At 65.3% G+C, this 15,462-nt stretch carries 16 protein-coding genes; 13 read left to right on the top strand and 3 right to left on the bottom strand.

Going from position 1 to position 15,462, the window contains the following annotated elements:
• Positions 1–42: 42 nt before the first annotated feature.
• Positions 43–966: a phosphodiesterase gene (locus CXY78_RS04335; protein WP_092341179.1), complete on the top strand. Its 924-nt coding sequence runs from the start codon at positions 43–45 to the stop codon at positions 964–966.
• Between the two features lie 13 nt (positions 967–979).
• Entirely contained in the window at positions 980–1,915 is a 936-nt protein-coding gene (locus CXY78_RS04330) for a tyrosine recombinase XerC (RefSeq protein ID WP_233197230.1), read from the top strand.
• 19 nt (positions 1,916–1,934) lie between these two features.
• Here CXY78_RS04330 and CXY78_RS04325 read toward each other — a convergent pair whose 3' ends face one another.
• The gene (locus CXY78_RS04325; RefSeq protein ID WP_104088230.1) at positions 1,935–2,468 is read right to left on the bottom strand and encodes a M23 family metallopeptidase; all 534 of its coding nucleotides are present in this window, start codon (positions 2,466–2,468) and stop codon (positions 1,935–1,937) included.
• 325 nt (positions 2,469–2,793) lie between these two features.
• Here CXY78_RS04325 and rpsB point away from each other — a divergent pair, with 325 nt between their 5' ends.
• The 9 genes from rpsB (at position 2,794) to CXY78_RS04280 (ending at position 9,686) form a co-directional block, all read left to right on the top strand.
• The gene (rpsB, locus tag CXY78_RS04320; RefSeq protein WP_092341176.1) at positions 2,794–3,738 is read left to right on the top strand and encodes a 30S ribosomal protein S2; all 945 of its coding nucleotides are present in this window, start codon (positions 2,794–2,796) and stop codon (positions 3,736–3,738) included.
• Between the two features lie 10 nt (positions 3,739–3,748).
• The gene (gene tsf / locus CXY78_RS04315) at positions 3,749–4,576 is read left to right on the top strand and encodes a translation elongation factor Ts (RefSeq protein ID WP_092341175.1); all 828 of its coding nucleotides are present in this window, start codon (positions 3,749–3,751) and stop codon (positions 4,574–4,576) included.
• Positions 4,577–4,700: 124 nt separating this feature from the next.
• A complete protein-coding gene (gene pyrH, locus CXY78_RS04310; RefSeq protein WP_092341174.1) occupies positions 4,701–5,456 on the top strand; it encodes a UMP kinase in 756 nt (251 codons plus the stop codon).
• Positions 5,457–5,486: 30 nt separating this feature from the next.
• Positions 5,487–6,041 (top strand): ribosome recycling factor, encoded by a 555-nt coding sequence (gene frr, locus CXY78_RS04305; RefSeq protein ID WP_092108831.1) that lies wholly within the window; start codon positions 5,487–5,489, stop codon positions 6,039–6,041.
• Positions 6,042–6,050: 9 nt separating this feature from the next.
• Positions 6,051–7,064 carry a phosphatidate cytidylyltransferase gene (locus CXY78_RS04300; RefSeq protein WP_104088228.1) on the top strand — a complete coding sequence of 338 codons (1,014 nt, stop codon included), beginning with the start codon at positions 6,051–6,053 and terminating at the stop codon, positions 7,062–7,064.
• A gap of 47 nt (positions 7,065–7,111) precedes the next feature.
• A complete protein-coding gene (locus tag CXY78_RS04295) occupies positions 7,112–7,855 on the top strand; it encodes a DivIVA domain-containing protein (RefSeq protein ID WP_104088227.1) in 744 nt (247 codons plus the stop codon).
• A gap of 54 nt (positions 7,856–7,909) precedes the next feature.
• The gene (locus CXY78_RS21535) at positions 7,910–8,572 is read left to right on the top strand and encodes a lytic transglycosylase domain-containing protein (protein WP_233197229.1); all 663 of its coding nucleotides are present in this window, start codon (positions 7,910–7,912) and stop codon (positions 8,570–8,572) included.
• A gap of 50 nt (positions 8,573–8,622) precedes the next feature.
• Positions 8,623–8,928, top strand: a complete 306-nt coding sequence (locus tag CXY78_RS04285) for a hypothetical protein (protein WP_092341171.1) — start codon at positions 8,623–8,625, stop codon at positions 8,926–8,928.
• The gene (locus CXY78_RS04280) at positions 8,925–9,686 is read left to right on the top strand and encodes an alpha/beta hydrolase (protein WP_104088225.1); all 762 of its coding nucleotides are present in this window, start codon (positions 8,925–8,927) and stop codon (positions 9,684–9,686) included. The genes CXY78_RS04285 and CXY78_RS04280 overlap by 4 nt, the downstream gene beginning before the upstream one ends.
• Positions 9,687–9,702: 16 nt before the next feature.
• On the opposite strand, the gene CXY78_RS04275 is transcribed toward CXY78_RS04280, so the two are convergent.
• Both CXY78_RS04275 and CXY78_RS04270 read right to left on the bottom strand, forming a co-directional pair.
• Positions 9,703–10,752, bottom strand: coding sequence for an AI-2E family transporter (locus CXY78_RS04275; RefSeq protein ID WP_092341169.1), 1,050 nt, complete (start codon positions 10,750–10,752; stop codon positions 9,703–9,705).
• 22 nt (positions 10,753–10,774) lie between these two features.
• Positions 10,775–12,382: a hypothetical protein gene (locus tag CXY78_RS04270; RefSeq protein ID WP_092341168.1), complete on the bottom strand. Its 1,608-nt coding sequence runs from the start codon at positions 12,380–12,382 to the stop codon at positions 10,775–10,777.
• A gap of 245 nt (positions 12,383–12,627) precedes the next feature.
• Between CXY78_RS04270 and CXY78_RS04265 the strand changes: the two genes are divergently transcribed.
• Together CXY78_RS04265 and CXY78_RS04260 are read left to right on the top strand one after the other, a co-directional pair.
• Entirely contained in the window at positions 12,628–14,469 is a 1,842-nt protein-coding gene (locus CXY78_RS04265) for a hypothetical protein (RefSeq protein WP_104088224.1), read from the top strand.
• Entirely contained in the window at positions 14,466–15,458 is a 993-nt protein-coding gene (locus tag CXY78_RS04260; protein ID WP_092341166.1) for a tetratricopeptide repeat protein, read from the top strand. The genes CXY78_RS04265 and CXY78_RS04260 overlap by 4 nt, the downstream gene beginning before the upstream one ends.
• Positions 15,459–15,462 lie beyond the last annotated feature (4 nt).

Raw genomic sequence — 15,462 nt, 5'->3', positions numbered from 1 at the left:
TCGGTGGCTGCCCGTAGTCTGAAGACCGACGAAAGGTGATTCATGGCAGCCGTGCAGCTGGGTCAGTACGCGCCCGCCGAGAAAATTCTGGTGCATGTCAGTGACACCCATTTTCTGCGCGACGGCGCGACGCTCTACGGAGCCGTCGACACCGACCAGACCGTGCATCGTGCCTTCGAGCAGCTGCACCGCTCGGGCATTCGCCCCGACGCGTTCATCCTCACCGGTGACGTGGCCGATCGCGGCGAAGCGGATGCCTACCGCCGCATTCGCGGCATCGTTGAGGCTGCAGCCGCGCAATGGGGGGCGGCGATCGTCTGGGTGATGGGAAACCACGATCAGCGCGAACCGTTTCGTGCCGAGCTTCTCGGCGAGACGCAGTCGGGCGGCGTTGGGGAGCCCGTCGATCAGGCCCCCGTCGATCAAGTGCACGACCTCGATGGCCTGCGCATCATCGTCCTCGACACGAGCGTTCCGGGCTATCACCACGGCGAGATCACCGATGACCAGCTCGAATGGCTGCGCGCGATTCTGTCAACGCCGTCCCCGCGCGGGTCAATTCTGGCCCTGCACCACCCGCCGATACCCACCCCGCTGCCGTTGATGAGCGTGCTCGAACTGCAGGACCAGCCGCGACTGGCCGCCGTACTGGCGGGCAGTGATGTGCGGGCCATCCTCGGCGGGCACCTGCACTATTCCACCCAGGGTCTGTTCGCCGGTATCCCGGTATCGGTCGCGGCTGCGACCTGCTACACGATGGACCTCGGCGCCCCCGACCGTGAACTCACCGGGGTGAACGGCGCTCAGACGCTCAACCTCGTGCACGTCTACACCGACCAGATCACGCACTCCCAGCTGCCGATCGGAGAGTTCGTCGCCGTCACGCACTTTCCCGCTGCCTATGTCGATCAGCTGGCTGTGCTCACCCCCGAAGGCCGCCGGGAGGCCTTTTCTCGCCAGCAGTGAAGGGAACCACAGGGTGGAGCTGAACAACGACATCGACGAGTTTCTGCGCTACCTCAGCGCTGAGCGCGGCTACTCGGTGCACACGCTGCGGGCCTACCGCACCGACCTGAACCAACTGGCCGGGTTTGCCGGCGACCGGGGCGTCGAGGCATCCGCTGACCTCAGTCTCGAACTGCTGCGGGAATGGCTCTGGGCGGCCACCCAGGCCGGCCTGGCCCGGGCCACCCTGGCTCGCCGGTCGGCGTCGGCGCGCAGCTTCACCGCGTGGCTGGCGCGCAGCCATGACGACAGCGCCGACCCGGCGGCCCGCCTGCGCTCGCCGAAGCCGGGGCGCACCCTGCCGCGGGTCATCACCCACACCCAGATGACCGATCTGCTCGATCTCTTGGCGGCGCGCGCCAGTGGTGGAGAGGCGCTCGCACTGCGCGATCTCGCGATTGTCGAGCTGCTCTACGCCTCGGCGCTGCGCGTCTCCGAGCTCGTGGGTCTCGATCTGCCCGACGTTGACCTGGATCGGCTGACCGTGCGGGTCACCGGCAAGGGCGCCAAGGAACGCGTGGTTCCGTTCGGGGTGCCGGCAAAACGCGCCCTCGTCGAGTACCTGCGCCAAGCCCGGCCGGCGCTGCTTGCACAAGCTGGAGCGCCGCCCAACAGCGCGACGGCGCCCAATACCGTCGCGTTGTTCCTGGGCCGCAAAGGCCAGCGCCTCGGCGTGCGCGGGGTCTATCGCCTCGTTGCTGCCCTCCTCGACGCAATCGGCGGCACCGGCCCGGCCGGACCGCACGCCCTGCGCCACACCGCTGCCACCCACCTGCTCGACGGCGGAGCCGACCTGCGCGCCGTACAGGAACTGCTCGGTCACGTCAGCCTCGGTACCACCCAGATCTACACCCACGTCTCGGCGGAACGCCTCAAAGCCAGCTACGGACTCGCCCACCCCCGCGCCTGACCGCATGACCCAGTCGCGGTCATGGCACGGCGGGCAACAACACCGCGCGCGGCACAGTCCCCAGGAAGAGTAATGGCGACACGTACCAGCCGTGCTGACGAACACCGAAGTGCAGGCACCCGGGCGGGCAATGACCGCCGCTCGCGACGATGCCGATCAGCTGCCCGGCCCGAACATGATCGCCCACAGCGACTACGGCGTCCACCGGCTCGACCGTCGTGATCACATCGTTCGGCTGCATGATCGACAGCACCGACCGATCGACGACTCGGCCCGCAAAGGACACCACGCCATCGTGGGCCGCAAAGACCTTCTCGTTCGCCGCGGCCGCCAGATCGATCCCGCGATGGCCGCCCGCATACTGTGATTCCGGCGCCACAAACCCCCGGATCAACCGGTGGGGTTCCGCGAGCGGCCAACGCCAAGCATCCGTTGTGGTCGCTGCGGCTGACGACGAAGTCCCGGCTGACACGGCGTCCGACGCCGGCCCAGCACCAAACACGACGATCACAGTAACGAGAGCGGATGCCGCCAGCGCGCGCAGATTCTGCATGCCTCCACCCTGCCGCCGGGCTCCGGCAACCGCCGGGCCTCGGCTGCATTGGTGTACATCTCCAGAGGTCAGGTCCTGTGGAGGAGCCGGTCACACGGCACGGTCGCCCGAGCACTCCCGTCGGTGATACGCTATCCCCAGCAGCGCTTTGTGCGCTGACTACGCGTGCCCATTTGGCCGCCATGTCCAATCGGTCCCGTCTCACGAGTAACCAGCGTGAACAGGGCGGACATGTGCCGGGCACCAGGAGTGATGATCGACCGATCATCGCACAAACCGATTGGTGGGGCCTCTCGAGGCCTGCATCAGAACAGGAGTACGGCACATGGCCGTCGTAACAATCCGCCAGCTGCTCGACAGCGGCGTGCACTTCGGGCACCAGACCCGCCGTTGGAACCCGAAGATGAAGCGCTTCATCTTCACCGAGCGTTCCGGCATCTACATCATCGACCTGCAGCAGTCGCTCGGTTTCGTTGACAAGGCCTATGACTTCGTCAAGGAGACGGTTGCCCACGGCGGCACCATCCTCTTCGTCGGCACCAAGAAGCAGGCCCAGGAATCCATCTCGGAGCAGGCGCAGCGCGTGGGCCAGCCGTACGTCAACCAGCGTTGGCTCGGTGGACTTCTCACCAACTTCCAGACCGTTTCCAAGCGTCTGGCCCGCATGAAAGAACTCGAAGAGCTCGACTTCGAAGACACCGCCAAGAGCGGTTTCACGAAGAAGGAAATGCTCATCAAGAAGCGCGAACTCGTCAAGCTGCACAAGAGCCTCGGCGGAATCCGCAACCTCACGAAGACCCCGTCTGCCCTGTGGGTTGTCGACACCAACAAGGAGCACCTCGCCATTGACGAGGCGCGCAAGCTTGGCATCCCGGTTATCGCCATCCTCGACACCAACTGCGACCCCGACGACGTGCAGTACCCGATCCCGGGCAACGACGACGCCATTCGCTCCGTTGGGCTGCTGACCCGCATCATCGCGGACGCCGCAGCCGAGGGCCTGATCCAGCGCCACGCCAAGCCGGAGGCCGAAGTTGAGCCCCTCGCCGCGTGGGAAGCTGAACTGCTCCAGGCGTCCGACGTCGAGACCACCCCCGCGCAGTCCTCTGCCGAGACCGAGAAGGTTGCCGACGCTACCGTCGTGGCCGACGAGGCCGTCGTTGCAGAGCCCACCATCGCCGATGCAGTCGCCGACGCCGACGTTGCCGCCGTTCTGGCTGCCGTCGCTCCGGTTGCCGACGAGACCGTCCCAACCGACGAGACCAAGTAAGGAACCCGGTATGGCAAACTTCACACTCGAAAACGTCAAGGCTCTTCGCGAGAACCTCGGCACCGGAATGGTCGACACCAAAAATGCCCTCGTTGAAGCTGACGGCGACATGGACAAGGCCATCGAGATCCTGCGTCTCAAGGGTGCCAAGGGCAACGCCAAGCGCGCTGACCGTTCCACCTCTGAGGGACTCGTCGCCGCCAAGGAAATCGGCACGACCGCGTACATGATCGAACTCGCCTGCGAGACCGACTTTGTCGCTAAGGGCGACAAGTTCGTCGTTCTGGCCGACAAGGTTCTCGACGCGATCGCCGCCGCTGGCGCGACCACGGTTGAGGCCGGACTGGCAGCATCCGCTGGAACCCAGACCGTTGCCGAGCTCATCGACGGCGAAGCCGCAATCATCGGCGAGAAGTTCGAACTTCGCCGTGTTGCGGCCGTCACCGGCGAGTCGTTCTCGATCTACCTGCACAAGACCAGCAAGGACCTGCCCCCGCAGGTCGGCGTTGTTCTGGGCTTCTCCGGCACCGATGTGGAGACCGCGCGCAGCGTGGCCCAGCACATATCGTTTGCCAACCCCGAGTACCTCGCAGCGAGCGACGTTCCGGCCGATCTGGTGGAGACTGAGCGCAAGATCGTCACCGAGATCTCGAAGAACGAGGGCAAACCGGAAGCGGCACTGCCCAAGATCGTTGAGGGACGCGTCAAGGCGTATCTCAAGCAGGTCGCCCTGCTCGAACAGGACTACGCCAAGGACAACAAGGTGTCCGTTGCGAAGGTTCTGGACGATGCAAAACTGACAGTGTCGGGCTTCGCCCGGTTCAAGGTCGGCGCCTAACAATAAATGTCGGAGGTCGGATTGCGAAAGCAATCCGACCTCCGTTTGTGTGTGTGCCCCCGCTGGGGTACGCGCGTGCACTTGGTAGTTTGGTAACACTCCCTCTCGGAAGGCCCCGCACGACATGACTGACACGGCCAGCTCGCCCACGACCCACACCAGCCCGACCGCGGTCGTCAAGAAACGACGGGTGCTCCTCAAACTCTCCGGTGAGGCCTTCGGCGGTGGCGCCGTCGGCGTCAATCCGGATGTCGTGAGTTCGTTGGCCCGTGAAATCGCCGAGGGCGCCAAGCAGGTCGAGGTGGCCATCGTGGTCGGCGGCGGAAACTTCTTTCGCGGTGCCGAGCTCTCCCAGCGCGGCATGGACCGCGGCCGCGCCGACTACATGGGTATGCTCGGCACTGTCATGAACGCCCTGGCCCTGCAGGACTTTCTCGAACAGGCCGGCGCCGAAACGCGCGTACAGTCCGCCATCTCGATGACCCAGGTGGCCGAGCAGTACATTCCGCGGCGCGCCGAACGCCACCTGGAGAAGGGCCGCGTCGTCATCTTCGGTGCCGGCGCCGGACTGCCCTACTTCTCCACCGACACCGTCGCCGCGCAGCGCGCCCTCGAAATCGACGCCGACGTCGTGCTGGTGGCCAAGAACGGCGTTGACGGCGTCTATTCCGACGACCCCCGCACCAACCCCGACGCCCAAAAGATTCACCACATCACCTACCTGGAAGCCCTGCAGCGCGGCCTCAAAGTGGTCGACTCCACCGCCTTCAGCCTGTGCATGGACAACCACATGCCCATGCAGGTCTTCGGCATGGCGCCGGAGGGCAACGTGACCGCAGCCATCCTCGGCACCGATCTGGGCACTCGCGTCTCCAACTAGAATTGTTCCACCACCAATAAAGGAGTCACCGTGATCGCGGATGTTCTTTCCGACGCCACTGCGCGCATGAACCGGGCCCTCGAGGCCGCCAAAGACGACTTTGGTACCGTGCGCACCGGGCGAGCCAACCCGCAAATGTTCGCGAAAATTCTGGTGAGCTACTACGGCACCCTGACGCCGCTCGAACAGCTCGCGTCGCTGCAGAACCAGGAAGCACGCACCATGCTGATCGGCCCGTATGACAAGGCAGCGCTGCGCGACATCGAAATCGCCATTCGCGACACCCCGAACCTGGGTGCCAACGTCGGCAACGACGGCACCACCATTCGCGCCACCCTGCCCGAACTCACCACGGAACGCCGCAAGGAGTTCGTGAAGATCGTCAAGGCCAAAGCAGAGGATGCCCGCATCTCGGTGCGCAACATTCGCCGCAAGGCCAAGGATGAACTCGACGCCCTCAAGAGCGAGGTCGGCGACGACGAGGTCGGTCGTGCCGAGAAGGAACTCGAGCTGATCACCAAGAGCCACGTGGACGGCATCGACGACGCCTTCAAGCGCAAGGAAGCCGAACTCCTCGAAATCTAGGAGCTTCAGATGACCGAGAAACCGGAGAATGACCAGCCGCACAAACGCGGTCGCGGCGTCAGTCGCGCCGAGTTCCGGGCGCAAGTGAAAACCACGCGCGCTGATTTCGAACGCCAGGTGCAAACCACCAAGGCCGATTTTGAACGCCAGGTGCAGGCCACACGGGCTCAACTCGACCAGGCCAACGAACGCATCGAAGCGCGTACTGGGCGCAACCTCATTCTGGCCATCCTGATCGGACTGGTGCTCGGCGGCTCCATGCTGGTGAGCCTCATCATCATCAAACAGCTCTTCATGATCTTCGCCGTCGTGATCGTCGGTTTCTGTGCGTTCGAGCTGGCCCAGGCCCTGCGGCATGCCGGACGCAACGTTCCGCGCATCCCCGTGATCATCTCGGCCATCGCGATCGTTCCGGCCGCGTTCTATGGCGGGGCAACCGGCCAATGGCTGGTCATGCTCGGCGGCATCGTGCTGATCGGCCTGTGGCGTCTGGCACTGCTGGTCATTCCGTCACATCGCGCCTCGGCCCGATCCATCGTTGGCGACGTGGGCGGCGGCATCCTGATTCAGGTCTACGTGGTCTTTCTCGCGAGTTTCGCCGTGCTGCTCGTGGCCCAGGACCACGGACAGTGGTGGACGCTCGCCTTTCTGATCCTGGTTATCTCTGCCGACACGGGAGCCTACGTCAGCGGCCTCAACTTCGGCAAGCACCCGATGGCACCGTCGATCAGCCCCAAGAAGACCTGGGAAGGCTTCATCGGGGCCGGCCTGATCTGCATGATCGCTGGTGTGCTGCTGTCGATCTTCATGCTCCAGCAGCCGTGGTGGTTCGGACTGGTGTTCGGCGCTGTCATTCTGCTCACCGCCACCTTCGGCGACCTGGCCGAATCACTGATCAAGCGTGACCTCGGCATCAAAGACATGAGCTCGTGGCTGCCAGGGCACGGCGGCTTTCTGGACCGGCTCGACTCGATCCTGCCGTCGGCCGCTGCCGCCTACGCGCTCTACCTGGTCTTCGCATGAGCCGGGCCGATTCTTTTCCCACGAACTTCGTACGAGACAATGAGGCTATGAGCACCATATTTCCCCGAGTGGTCAAGAAGTCTCTCGGCTACAACGTCTCCCAGGTCGACGCGTTCCTGGCCGCAGCCCGACGCGCGTACGACCAGCCTGACCACCCGGGCGACGACCTCGATGCCGATACCGGTGTCGTGGAGTCCGTCGACGAGATCGCCGCCGGCACCGAGACTGCCGACACCGAGACCGTCACCACGCCGCCGCCGACCACGGACGACGAAGCCGGCGCCGCCGACGGGACCGAGGCCATCCACGCGATTGTCGCGGAGAAGGCCGAGGCGGAAGCTGCCCGCACCGGTGCAGCATTGACGGCCGAGGGGATCCGTCACACCGCCTTCGCCATGCACAAGGGCGGATACTCACCCGAACACGTCGACGCGGCGCTGGAGCGGCTCGAAGACGCCTTTGCGGCTCGGGAACGCGATCAGGCGACGCACGACCGGGGCGAGCAGGCCTGGATGGCTGACGCCGAGGGCACCGCCGACGTGATCGTGGCCCGACTCAGCCGCACCCCCGGGCACCGTTTCACCCGCACCAGTGTGCTTGCGGTTGGCTATAAACGAGTGGATGTCGACCGCCTCGCGAACAAATTGGTGAAGTATTTTCAAGACGGTCGCGAGCTCACCGTTGACGAGGTTCGCACCGCCGTTTTTCGCCCTGAACGGGGCGGATACCGGGAAGCGCAGGTGGACCTCGTGCTCGACAGCGTCGTCGACGTCATGCTCGCGGTCCGCTGATTTGACCGCCGTTACTTGGTCGTTACCTAATTTGTCAGCTAAGGTCGTCTACTAATGGGTAGGCATCTGCAAGTTATCGACACTGTCCCGGCCGCGGCCCGGCCGAAAGTTCGTCGTACCCGACGCCGGGTGAAGCCCGCGCACTTCATGTTCGGCTTCACCGCCGCCTGTGCGTTCGTGCTCGTCACCGTGGTCGACCCCTACTCCGGCGCTACGGCGTCACCGTATTTTCAGATAGCCGGCAGCACGACCGATACTGGGCCGGCCCAGGCCGTTCTCGTCGCCGGCAGCTACGCCAACACCATTACCCGCGACGGCTATGCCGTTACCGAGAAGCCCCAACCGGTGCCCGTTGTCGTCGCGGTCGAAAAGAAAACGCAGAGCTTCACCGCCCCCTCTGCCGCCGTGCCCGATCCCGGCTCGGCCCAGGCCTACGCCTACGACGCCGTTGCCGCTCGCGGCTGGGGCGAAGACCAGTACAACTGCCTCGTCTCGCTCTGGCAGAAGGAATCTGGCTGGCGCGTCAACGCCCAGAACGGTTCGAGCGGAGCCTATGGGATTCCGCAGGCGCTCCCCGGCTCCAAAATGGCCACGGCGGGCGAGGACTGGGCCACCAATGCCGGAACGCAGATCGAATGGGGCCTGGGTTACATCACCGGGCGCTACGGCACCCCCTGCGGCGCGTGGGCGAAGTCGCAGGCCTCGGGCTGGTACTAGCCGCACTTCGGCTGTCGAGCGGCGCCAGGTGCGCACTTTAGACTGGAATCATGGCGCGCAGCAATCGACCCCGAGGCCGCAAAGCCCAGCAGCCGGTCGATGACGATGAAGCCGTTGACCTGAATCATCTGCTCGCGGGGTGGCGGCGCAGTGAGGTGCGGCGGGACGGCCTTTGGCACGTGCAGCCGGTTCCCGCCAAGCAGGCGGTCAAAACGTATCTGTGCCCGGGATGCACCCAGGGAATCCTTCCCGGCACCGCTCATATCGTCACCTGGCGCGGGGATGGAGTGCTCGGCGACAACGCCGACCTCTCCAACCGGCGGCACTGGCACACCCACTGTTGGAAGATCAAATGACCCGCGAAAGTTCAGGAGAACCCGTGCTGGTTGATATTCGTGGTGGCATCGAACTGCCCGCCACCATCGAACACATCGAGCTGCGCACCAGCGACGGCCTCACCCTGGTGGGCGAGCTGGCGACCCCGGTGGATCGTGCGCCGGTAGCGACACTCGTGACGCTGCATCCGCTGCCCACCGCCGGCGGCTTCATGGACTCGCACATTCTGCGAAAGGCCGCCAACCGGCTGCCAGCCCTGGCCGATCTGGCCGTGCTGCGCTTCAACACCCGCGGCACGTCATCGCCGCGCGGCACCAGCGAGGGTGATTTCGGTCATGGCTTCACCGAACGGGCCGATGTCGCCGCGGCAATGACTTTCGTCGCCGAACGCCACCTTCCCAATCCCTGGCTGGTCGGCTGGTCCTTCGGCACCGAACTGGCCCTCAAGTACGGCCTGGAGCATCCCATCCGCGGGGCCATCCTGCTGTCACCGCCGCTGCACCGCACGACCAACGAAGAGCTGGCAGCGTGGGCCGGCAACGAACGCGAACTGGTCGCGTTGATCCCCGAGTTCGACGACTACCTGCGACCGGATGCCGCCCGCCTGCGGTTCGCCAGCGTGCCCGGTATGCGTCTGGTCGCCGTCGAGGGTGGCAAGCACCTCTGGGTGGGCGAGAATCTGACCCGTCGGGTGCTCACCGAGATCGTCGCCACCATCAACCCCGGCGCACTGCCGTTGCCGACCGAGTGGACCGCGCCGCTGCCCGCTGACTCCTGAGGCAGGTCGTCGGGCGTCAGAGTTCGTTCTGGCGGGGGATGACGACCTGTTTGACGATCATGATGACCGAAGCGGCCACCGGGATCGCGATCAGGGCACCGAGAATGCCGAGCAGGCTGCCGCCGGCCAGAGCCGCGATCACGACGACCGCGCCCGGCACAGAGACGGCCCGGTTCATGATGTTGGGGCTGAGTACGTATGCCTCGACCTGCATATAGATGAGGTAGTAGATCGCCGCGGCCAGCGCGGTCTGCGGAGAACTGCCGATCTCGGGAATCAGGCAGGTCAGCACGATGATGACCGAACCGGAGATCGTACCGACCAGCGGAATCAGCGAAAGCAGGAAGGCGATGAACGCCAGCAGCGCCGGGAACGGCGCGCCGATGATCGACAGAAAGATGAAGCTCAGCACGCCATTGACCGAGGCCAACGCCGCCTGGCCGACGATGTAGCGGCCGACGGCCGTGGTGATCTGTTCGCTGATGTCGGTGAACCGTTCCCGCTTGGACGCGGGAACCAGCTGGTAGGTGGCGCGTTTCATGTTGTTCAGCGAGGCCGTGAAGTAGAGCGTGAGAATCAGGATGATGAGCCCGCCGAACAGCCCGTTCACGAAGGCCAACCCCGACTGCACGACCGTCGCCGTGATGTTGGTGAGGTTTCCGCCGAGAAAATTAGTGATCGTCTTGGTGATCTCGGTGATGTCGAGACCGGGGAACTGCTTCTGCAGATCGCTCAGGAAAGTTGAGCTGTTCACGGCCGTGACGAGCTCGGGAATGAGCTTGGACAGCTTGGAGACCTGGTCGACGATGATTGGCACGATCGCAAAGATCACGCCGGTGAGTACGCCGAGGACGCCCGCGACGACGATGAGAATGGCCGCCCAGCGCGGGAACTTCTTCTTCTCCAGCCAGGAGACCGCCGGGTCGAGGCCGAGCGCAATGAACAGCGCGGCCCCGACATAGATGATGATCGTCTGCAGGGTGATCACCGAGGTGATGATCAGCAGGCCCAGGCCTACGCCCAGGGTTCCGACGAGTCCGAATCGAAAGGCGTTCTGAATTTTCACGTGTCGTCTCCAAGATAGGGAATTACTCGGCTGCGACCCGTTCTGCCTGGGTCAAAACGCTGCGTAGGCTTTCAAAATAACCGGCAACGGCGTCGCGCTCAATCCTAATCTGGGACAACCGGTCTTCGGCGTCGGCAACGAGGGTACGTGAGCGTGTCGTGGCGTCGGTGACGAGCGCGGTTGCCGTGGTGTGGGCGTCGCTGAGAATGCGCGCGGCGCTCTCTTCGGCCAGTTCCTTGTTGGCTTTGGCCTCTTCGCGAGCGCCAGCATCGAGCTGGTCGTTGAGCGTGCGCAGTTCCGCGGTACGCTCGGTCGTCTCGGTGAGCTGTTTGGCAGCATCGAGCTGGAACTTCTGCGCCTGCGCCACGGCTTCCTGGTGCCGGGCGAGGTGCTCCTGCTCGGCCTCGTCACGGCGGGCCTTCAGCTCCACGTCGAAGTCGGCTCGCGCCTGGTCGATCTCCCGGGCCAGACGGCTAGCTTCGTGCTCGCCCTTCTTGCGCGTGGCGGTGAGCTGGTTCTCCAGATCGATGCGGGCCTGCTCGGCCTCGGCCTCGGCGTCGATGCGGGCCTGCTGGTTCTCGCGGGCCAGGTCGGCGGCGGCCTGCTCCACCTCGGCGGCGAGGGCCGCGCGGCCCTGTTCGATCTCGCGGGACAGACCGGCACGCTTGCGATCAAGTTCGCGGGCCAGATCGGTCTGAGCCTGCTCGCGTTCGACCTCGGTCACTGCGTGTGCCTGTTCGATCTCGCGGGCCAGGTCAATGCGCCCCTGTTCGATCTCGGCGGCGAGCAGGGTGCGCGCCTGGTCTGCCTCGTGGGCGCCAGCCAGCCGGGCGAGCTCGGACTCCCGAGCCAGATCGACTCTGGCCTGGTCGGTCTCGGCGGCCAGATCGACGCGGGCCTGCTCGGTTTCGCGCTGCAGGTCAGCCCGCTGCTGGTCGAGTTCCAGGGCTACTTCGGCGCGGGTGAGTTCGGTCTCGTTTGTCAGACCGGCCGCGATCTCGCGGGCTTCGGTGGCTTCACGCTGAGCGACCACGCGTACTTCTGCCGCTTCACGATCGGCTTCAGAGCGGATGGCCGCAACCTCACGCTTGACCGTGGCACGGGCTTCCGCAGCCTCGGTGGCGACAGCGCCCCGAATCAGGGAGGCATCGCGAACCGCATCCTGAACGATCTGGGCCTGGTCGTCCTGGGCACGGGCGCGCACGTCATCCGCTTCGACCCTGACGTCATCGAGCACCCGACGCGCCTTGACTGCGGCGTCGGACAGGGTGCGTTCGGCCTGCTCGAGGGCATTGTGACGGAGCAGTTGCACCTCGTCAGTGGTAGCGGCCCGAAGCTTTTCGGCGTCGATATCGGCCTGGGCGATGACGCGAGTGGACTGCTCTTCGGCGACGCGAAGGGTGTTCTCCAACTTGGTTCCAAGTCCGGAGAAGGTGGGGCTTCCAACCTCTTCGATCTCGGCGTTGAGATCGTCGATGCGCGCCGCCAGGCGTTTGACCTCGCGGCCGGCCTCGGCGTTCTGGGTGTTCGCTTGAATCAGTTCGCGACGCAGCGACTGGATAGCCTTGGCCACCTCGTCCTTGTCGTAGCCGCGAAATACCTGGGTGAAATCAGCTTCGTCGTCAGACACTTTTACTCCTTACAGATGGGGCCCCGGCCCTCGATGGATCATGCATGACGGGGAACGCCCCCAATTTTAGTGTCTCGCCGCCGTCGCGAATACCCGATCATCGGCTGGCCGGGCCTCGGCTGCTATTAGGCACCTTTCAGGTGAACGCAGTAACGTAGAAGGTCCGTGTCTGAGGACTTTCAGTCACGTGAGTCAGCCAGAGTGACTGAACAGTACCAACCAGCTCAAATGCTGAAGGGTGATACGTGCGTTTTGTTCTTGCCATTGCGGCCTTCGTTCTTGCTGCCGTGATGATCGTTCTCGGCATCGCACAGCGCACGATCCTGCTCGAGCCCGCTTTCACGTCCCTGAGCTCGACCGTCACCGGAACGGCGAAGTACACCGTGATCGACCCGAGCGCCCTCGCAGCCTCTTCGGGCAGCCAGACCATCAACGTGCGCGGAGACGGGCCCATCTTCGTGGCCTACGGGCGGTCGGAAGACGTCGCGGCCTGGATCGGTGACGACTCATTTGCCACCGTCGGCCTGAGCGAGAAAACCGGTGAGCTCACCTCCACCATCACTGCGGCGGTCACGCCCGACGATTCTGAGGGGGCCACGGGCGGTGGCGCAGGGACGGATGCCGCCACAACGGATGCCGCCGCCGCGATCATGAATCCGGCCGGCTCCGACCTGTGGCTCGACGAATACTCCGGCACGAACTCCGTGACCACCACGCTGACCCTGCCGGAGGGCATCTCGGTGATCGTCGCGTCGGACGGAATCGAACCGGCGCCCGCCAGCATCCGTTTATCGTGGGCGTCCGACAATTCCACGCCGTGGGCGGGCCCGCTGCTGGCCGGTGGTGCCTTGCTGCTATTGGCCGGCCTGGTGTTGTACCTACTGGCCCTGCTGCATCTGCGTCGATCCCGTCGTCCGCGCCGCAATGTTCCGCGCGGTCCGCGTATGCCCAGGTTGCCGCGCGCGCCGCGTCCGAAGGCGATCAAGGCCAGTCAGATCACGTCACGGCGAGGAATCGCTCGCCGGGTCGCCATCCTTCCCATGATCGTGGTTTCCGGTCTGGCGTTGAGTGGCTGTTCGGCAGATCTGTGGCCGGATTTCAGCACGGCCAACACCGCCACAGCGACCCCAACGCCGACGCCCCAGTCCACCGATTCCGTCGAAGCTGCCGCCGAGCTGCCACCGCCCGCCGTGACCGTCTCCCAGCTTGAGACGATCATGAGCGAAATTTCGCTGCTCACTGCGGATGCCGATGCGAACCTGAATACCGAGACCCTCGCCACGCGATTCACCGGCCCGGCCCTGGAACAACGACTGGCCAACTACAAGATTCGCGCCGTGGATCCGGCCGTGGCGCCGCTCGTCGCTCTGGCGGGTGCTCCGCTCACCTTCACCTTGCCGCAGCAGACGAATTCCTGGCCGCGGGTGGTCATGACCGTCATCCAGGATGAAAACGACCCCAGCATTCCGACGATGGCGGTCATCCTCAAGCAGGAATCGCCCCGCACGAACTACCAAGTGGATTACCTGTTCGCGCTCGAGCAGTCGGCGCACGTTCCCAAGGTGGCTCCGGCCATCGTCGGTGCTCCGGCCATCGCTCCCGACAACAAGTTGCTGTTGCTGCCGCCGGATGAATTGGCCGCCGCGTACGCCGACATCCTGGTGCAGGGCGAAGCCAGCCCCTCCTTCGGGCTGTTCGAGAGCGAGGGCGATAATTTCCGGGTGCAGGTCGCCGACCTGAATGCGGCCAAGATCGCCGCCCTGCCGTCGACCGCGTCGATCGAGTTCGCGGCTGCCGCGGGCAGCGATGAAGCCGTCGCCCTCGCGACCAACGACTCGGGCAGCATCGTGGCGGTCAGCATGACCGAGACCGAAACGGTCAAGCCGGTGGATGCCGGTGCCACCGTGGGTCCGGCGGCCGATGCCCTCGCCACGAAGGCGCTCTCCGGCATCACCACCACGGCCAAGGGCTTCTCGAACACCTACCGCGACCAGCTGTTGTTCTATGTGCCCACGGCCGGTTCGAGCGACAAAATCGTGCTTCTGGGCTTTGCCCAGGGCCTCATCACATCGGCGGAGCTTCCATGACGAATATGCCCCCTTCCGGATCGAACCTGCGCGGAGCGGTCGACCTCTCCTCGCTCGTGAACCGTGCCCCGACGGGCGCGCCCCCGGTGGCCACGAACGGGGCGCCCGTGACCGGTGCACCCGTGGGGGGAGCGCCGGCGCCGTCCGGCCCCGTCATGGTTCCGAGTCTCGTCATCGACGGCACGGACGCCAATTTCGGTGAGCTGCTCGAGCTCTCGTCCCGCGTTCCCGTGATCGTCGGGCTGTGGGCACCCCGCAGCGAGCCTTCGACCCAGCTTCTGGCGGTGCTCGAGAAGCTCATCACCGGCCTCGACGGCCGGTTCGTGCTGGCCCGCGTTGACATTGACGCGAATCCGCAACTCGCTCAGGCGTTCCAGGTCCGGACGGTGCCCACGGTCGCCGCCGTCATCACCGGTCAGCCGGTACAGCTCTTCAACGGCCCGCTCGGCGAGGAGCAGATCGCGGAGCTGCTCGTTCGGGTGCTCGAGCTCGCCGCCCAGCAGGGCGTGACCGGCACGGCCGAGGCCGCCGACGCGAACGCCGGCACCGAGCCGGCCGTTGCCGTCGATGAGCCGTTGCCACCGCACCACCTGGAGGCGTACACCGCCATCGAGGCCGGCGACTACGCCACCGCCCAGAGCGAATACCGCACTGCACTGGCGCAGAACCCGAACGACACGATGGCCGTGGCCGGACTGGCCCAGGTTAGCCTGCTGGCGCGGCTGCAGGGCAAGACCATCGACCAGATTCGCAATGGGGCGGCATCCGCTCCCGACGATCTCGACGCCCAACTTCTGGTCGCCGACCTCGATCTGTCCGGCGGCCACATCGAGGACGCTTTCGATCGGTTGCTCGGCCTCTTTCCGGCCCAGCCAGCCCCCGGGCGCAACGCCATCCGCGAGCGCATCCTCGAGCTGTTCGAGGTCGTCGGCCAGGACGATCCCCGCGTCCCCCCGACACGCTCGCGCCTCACCGCCCTCCTCTACTAACTTT

Source organism: Cryobacterium sp. N19 (assembly GCF_002929595.1).
Lineage (GTDB): Bacteria > Actinomycetota > Actinomycetes > Actinomycetales > Microbacteriaceae > Cryobacterium > Cryobacterium flavum.
Note: the sequence above shows the minus strand (reverse complement) of the source record. Positions and strands in the feature narration are given on the sequence as shown.

What these genes read in the sequence shown, in the direction of transcription:
- tsf (WP_092341175.1), top strand. Translation starts at nt 3,749, where the DNA reads ATGGCAAACTTCACACTCGAAAACGTCAAGGCTCTTCGCGAGAACCTC.
- CXY78_RS04335 (WP_092341179.1), top strand. Translation starts at nt 43, where the DNA reads ATGGCAGCCGTGCAGCTGGGTCAGTACGCGCCCGCCGAGAAAATTCTG.
- CXY78_RS04280 (WP_104088225.1), top strand. Translation starts at nt 8,925, where the DNA reads ATGACCCGCGAAAGTTCAGGAGAACCCGTGCTGGTTGATATTCGTGGT.
- pyrH (WP_092341174.1), top strand. Translation starts at nt 4,701, where the DNA reads ATGACTGACACGGCCAGCTCGCCCACGACCCACACCAGCCCGACCGCG.
- CXY78_RS04300 (WP_104088228.1), top strand. Translation starts at nt 6,051, where the DNA reads ATGACCGAGAAACCGGAGAATGACCAGCCGCACAAACGCGGTCGCGGC.
- CXY78_RS04325 (WP_104088230.1), bottom strand. Translation starts at nt 2,468, where the DNA reads ATGCAGAATCTGCGCGCGCTGGCGGCATCCGCTCTCGTTACTGTGATC.
- CXY78_RS04295 (WP_104088227.1), top strand. Translation starts at nt 7,112, where the DNA reads ATGAGCACCATATTTCCCCGAGTGGTCAAGAAGTCTCTCGGCTACAAC.
- CXY78_RS04260 (WP_092341166.1), top strand. Translation starts at nt 14,466, where the DNA reads ATGACGAATATGCCCCCTTCCGGATCGAACCTGCGCGGAGCGGTCGAC.
- CXY78_RS04285 (WP_092341171.1), top strand. Translation starts at nt 8,623, where the DNA reads ATGGCGCGCAGCAATCGACCCCGAGGCCGCAAAGCCCAGCAGCCGGTC.
- CXY78_RS21535 (WP_233197229.1), top strand. Translation starts at nt 7,910, where the DNA reads ATGGGTAGGCATCTGCAAGTTATCGACACTGTCCCGGCCGCGGCCCGG.
- rpsB (WP_092341176.1), top strand. Translation starts at nt 2,794, where the DNA reads ATGGCCGTCGTAACAATCCGCCAGCTGCTCGACAGCGGCGTGCACTTC.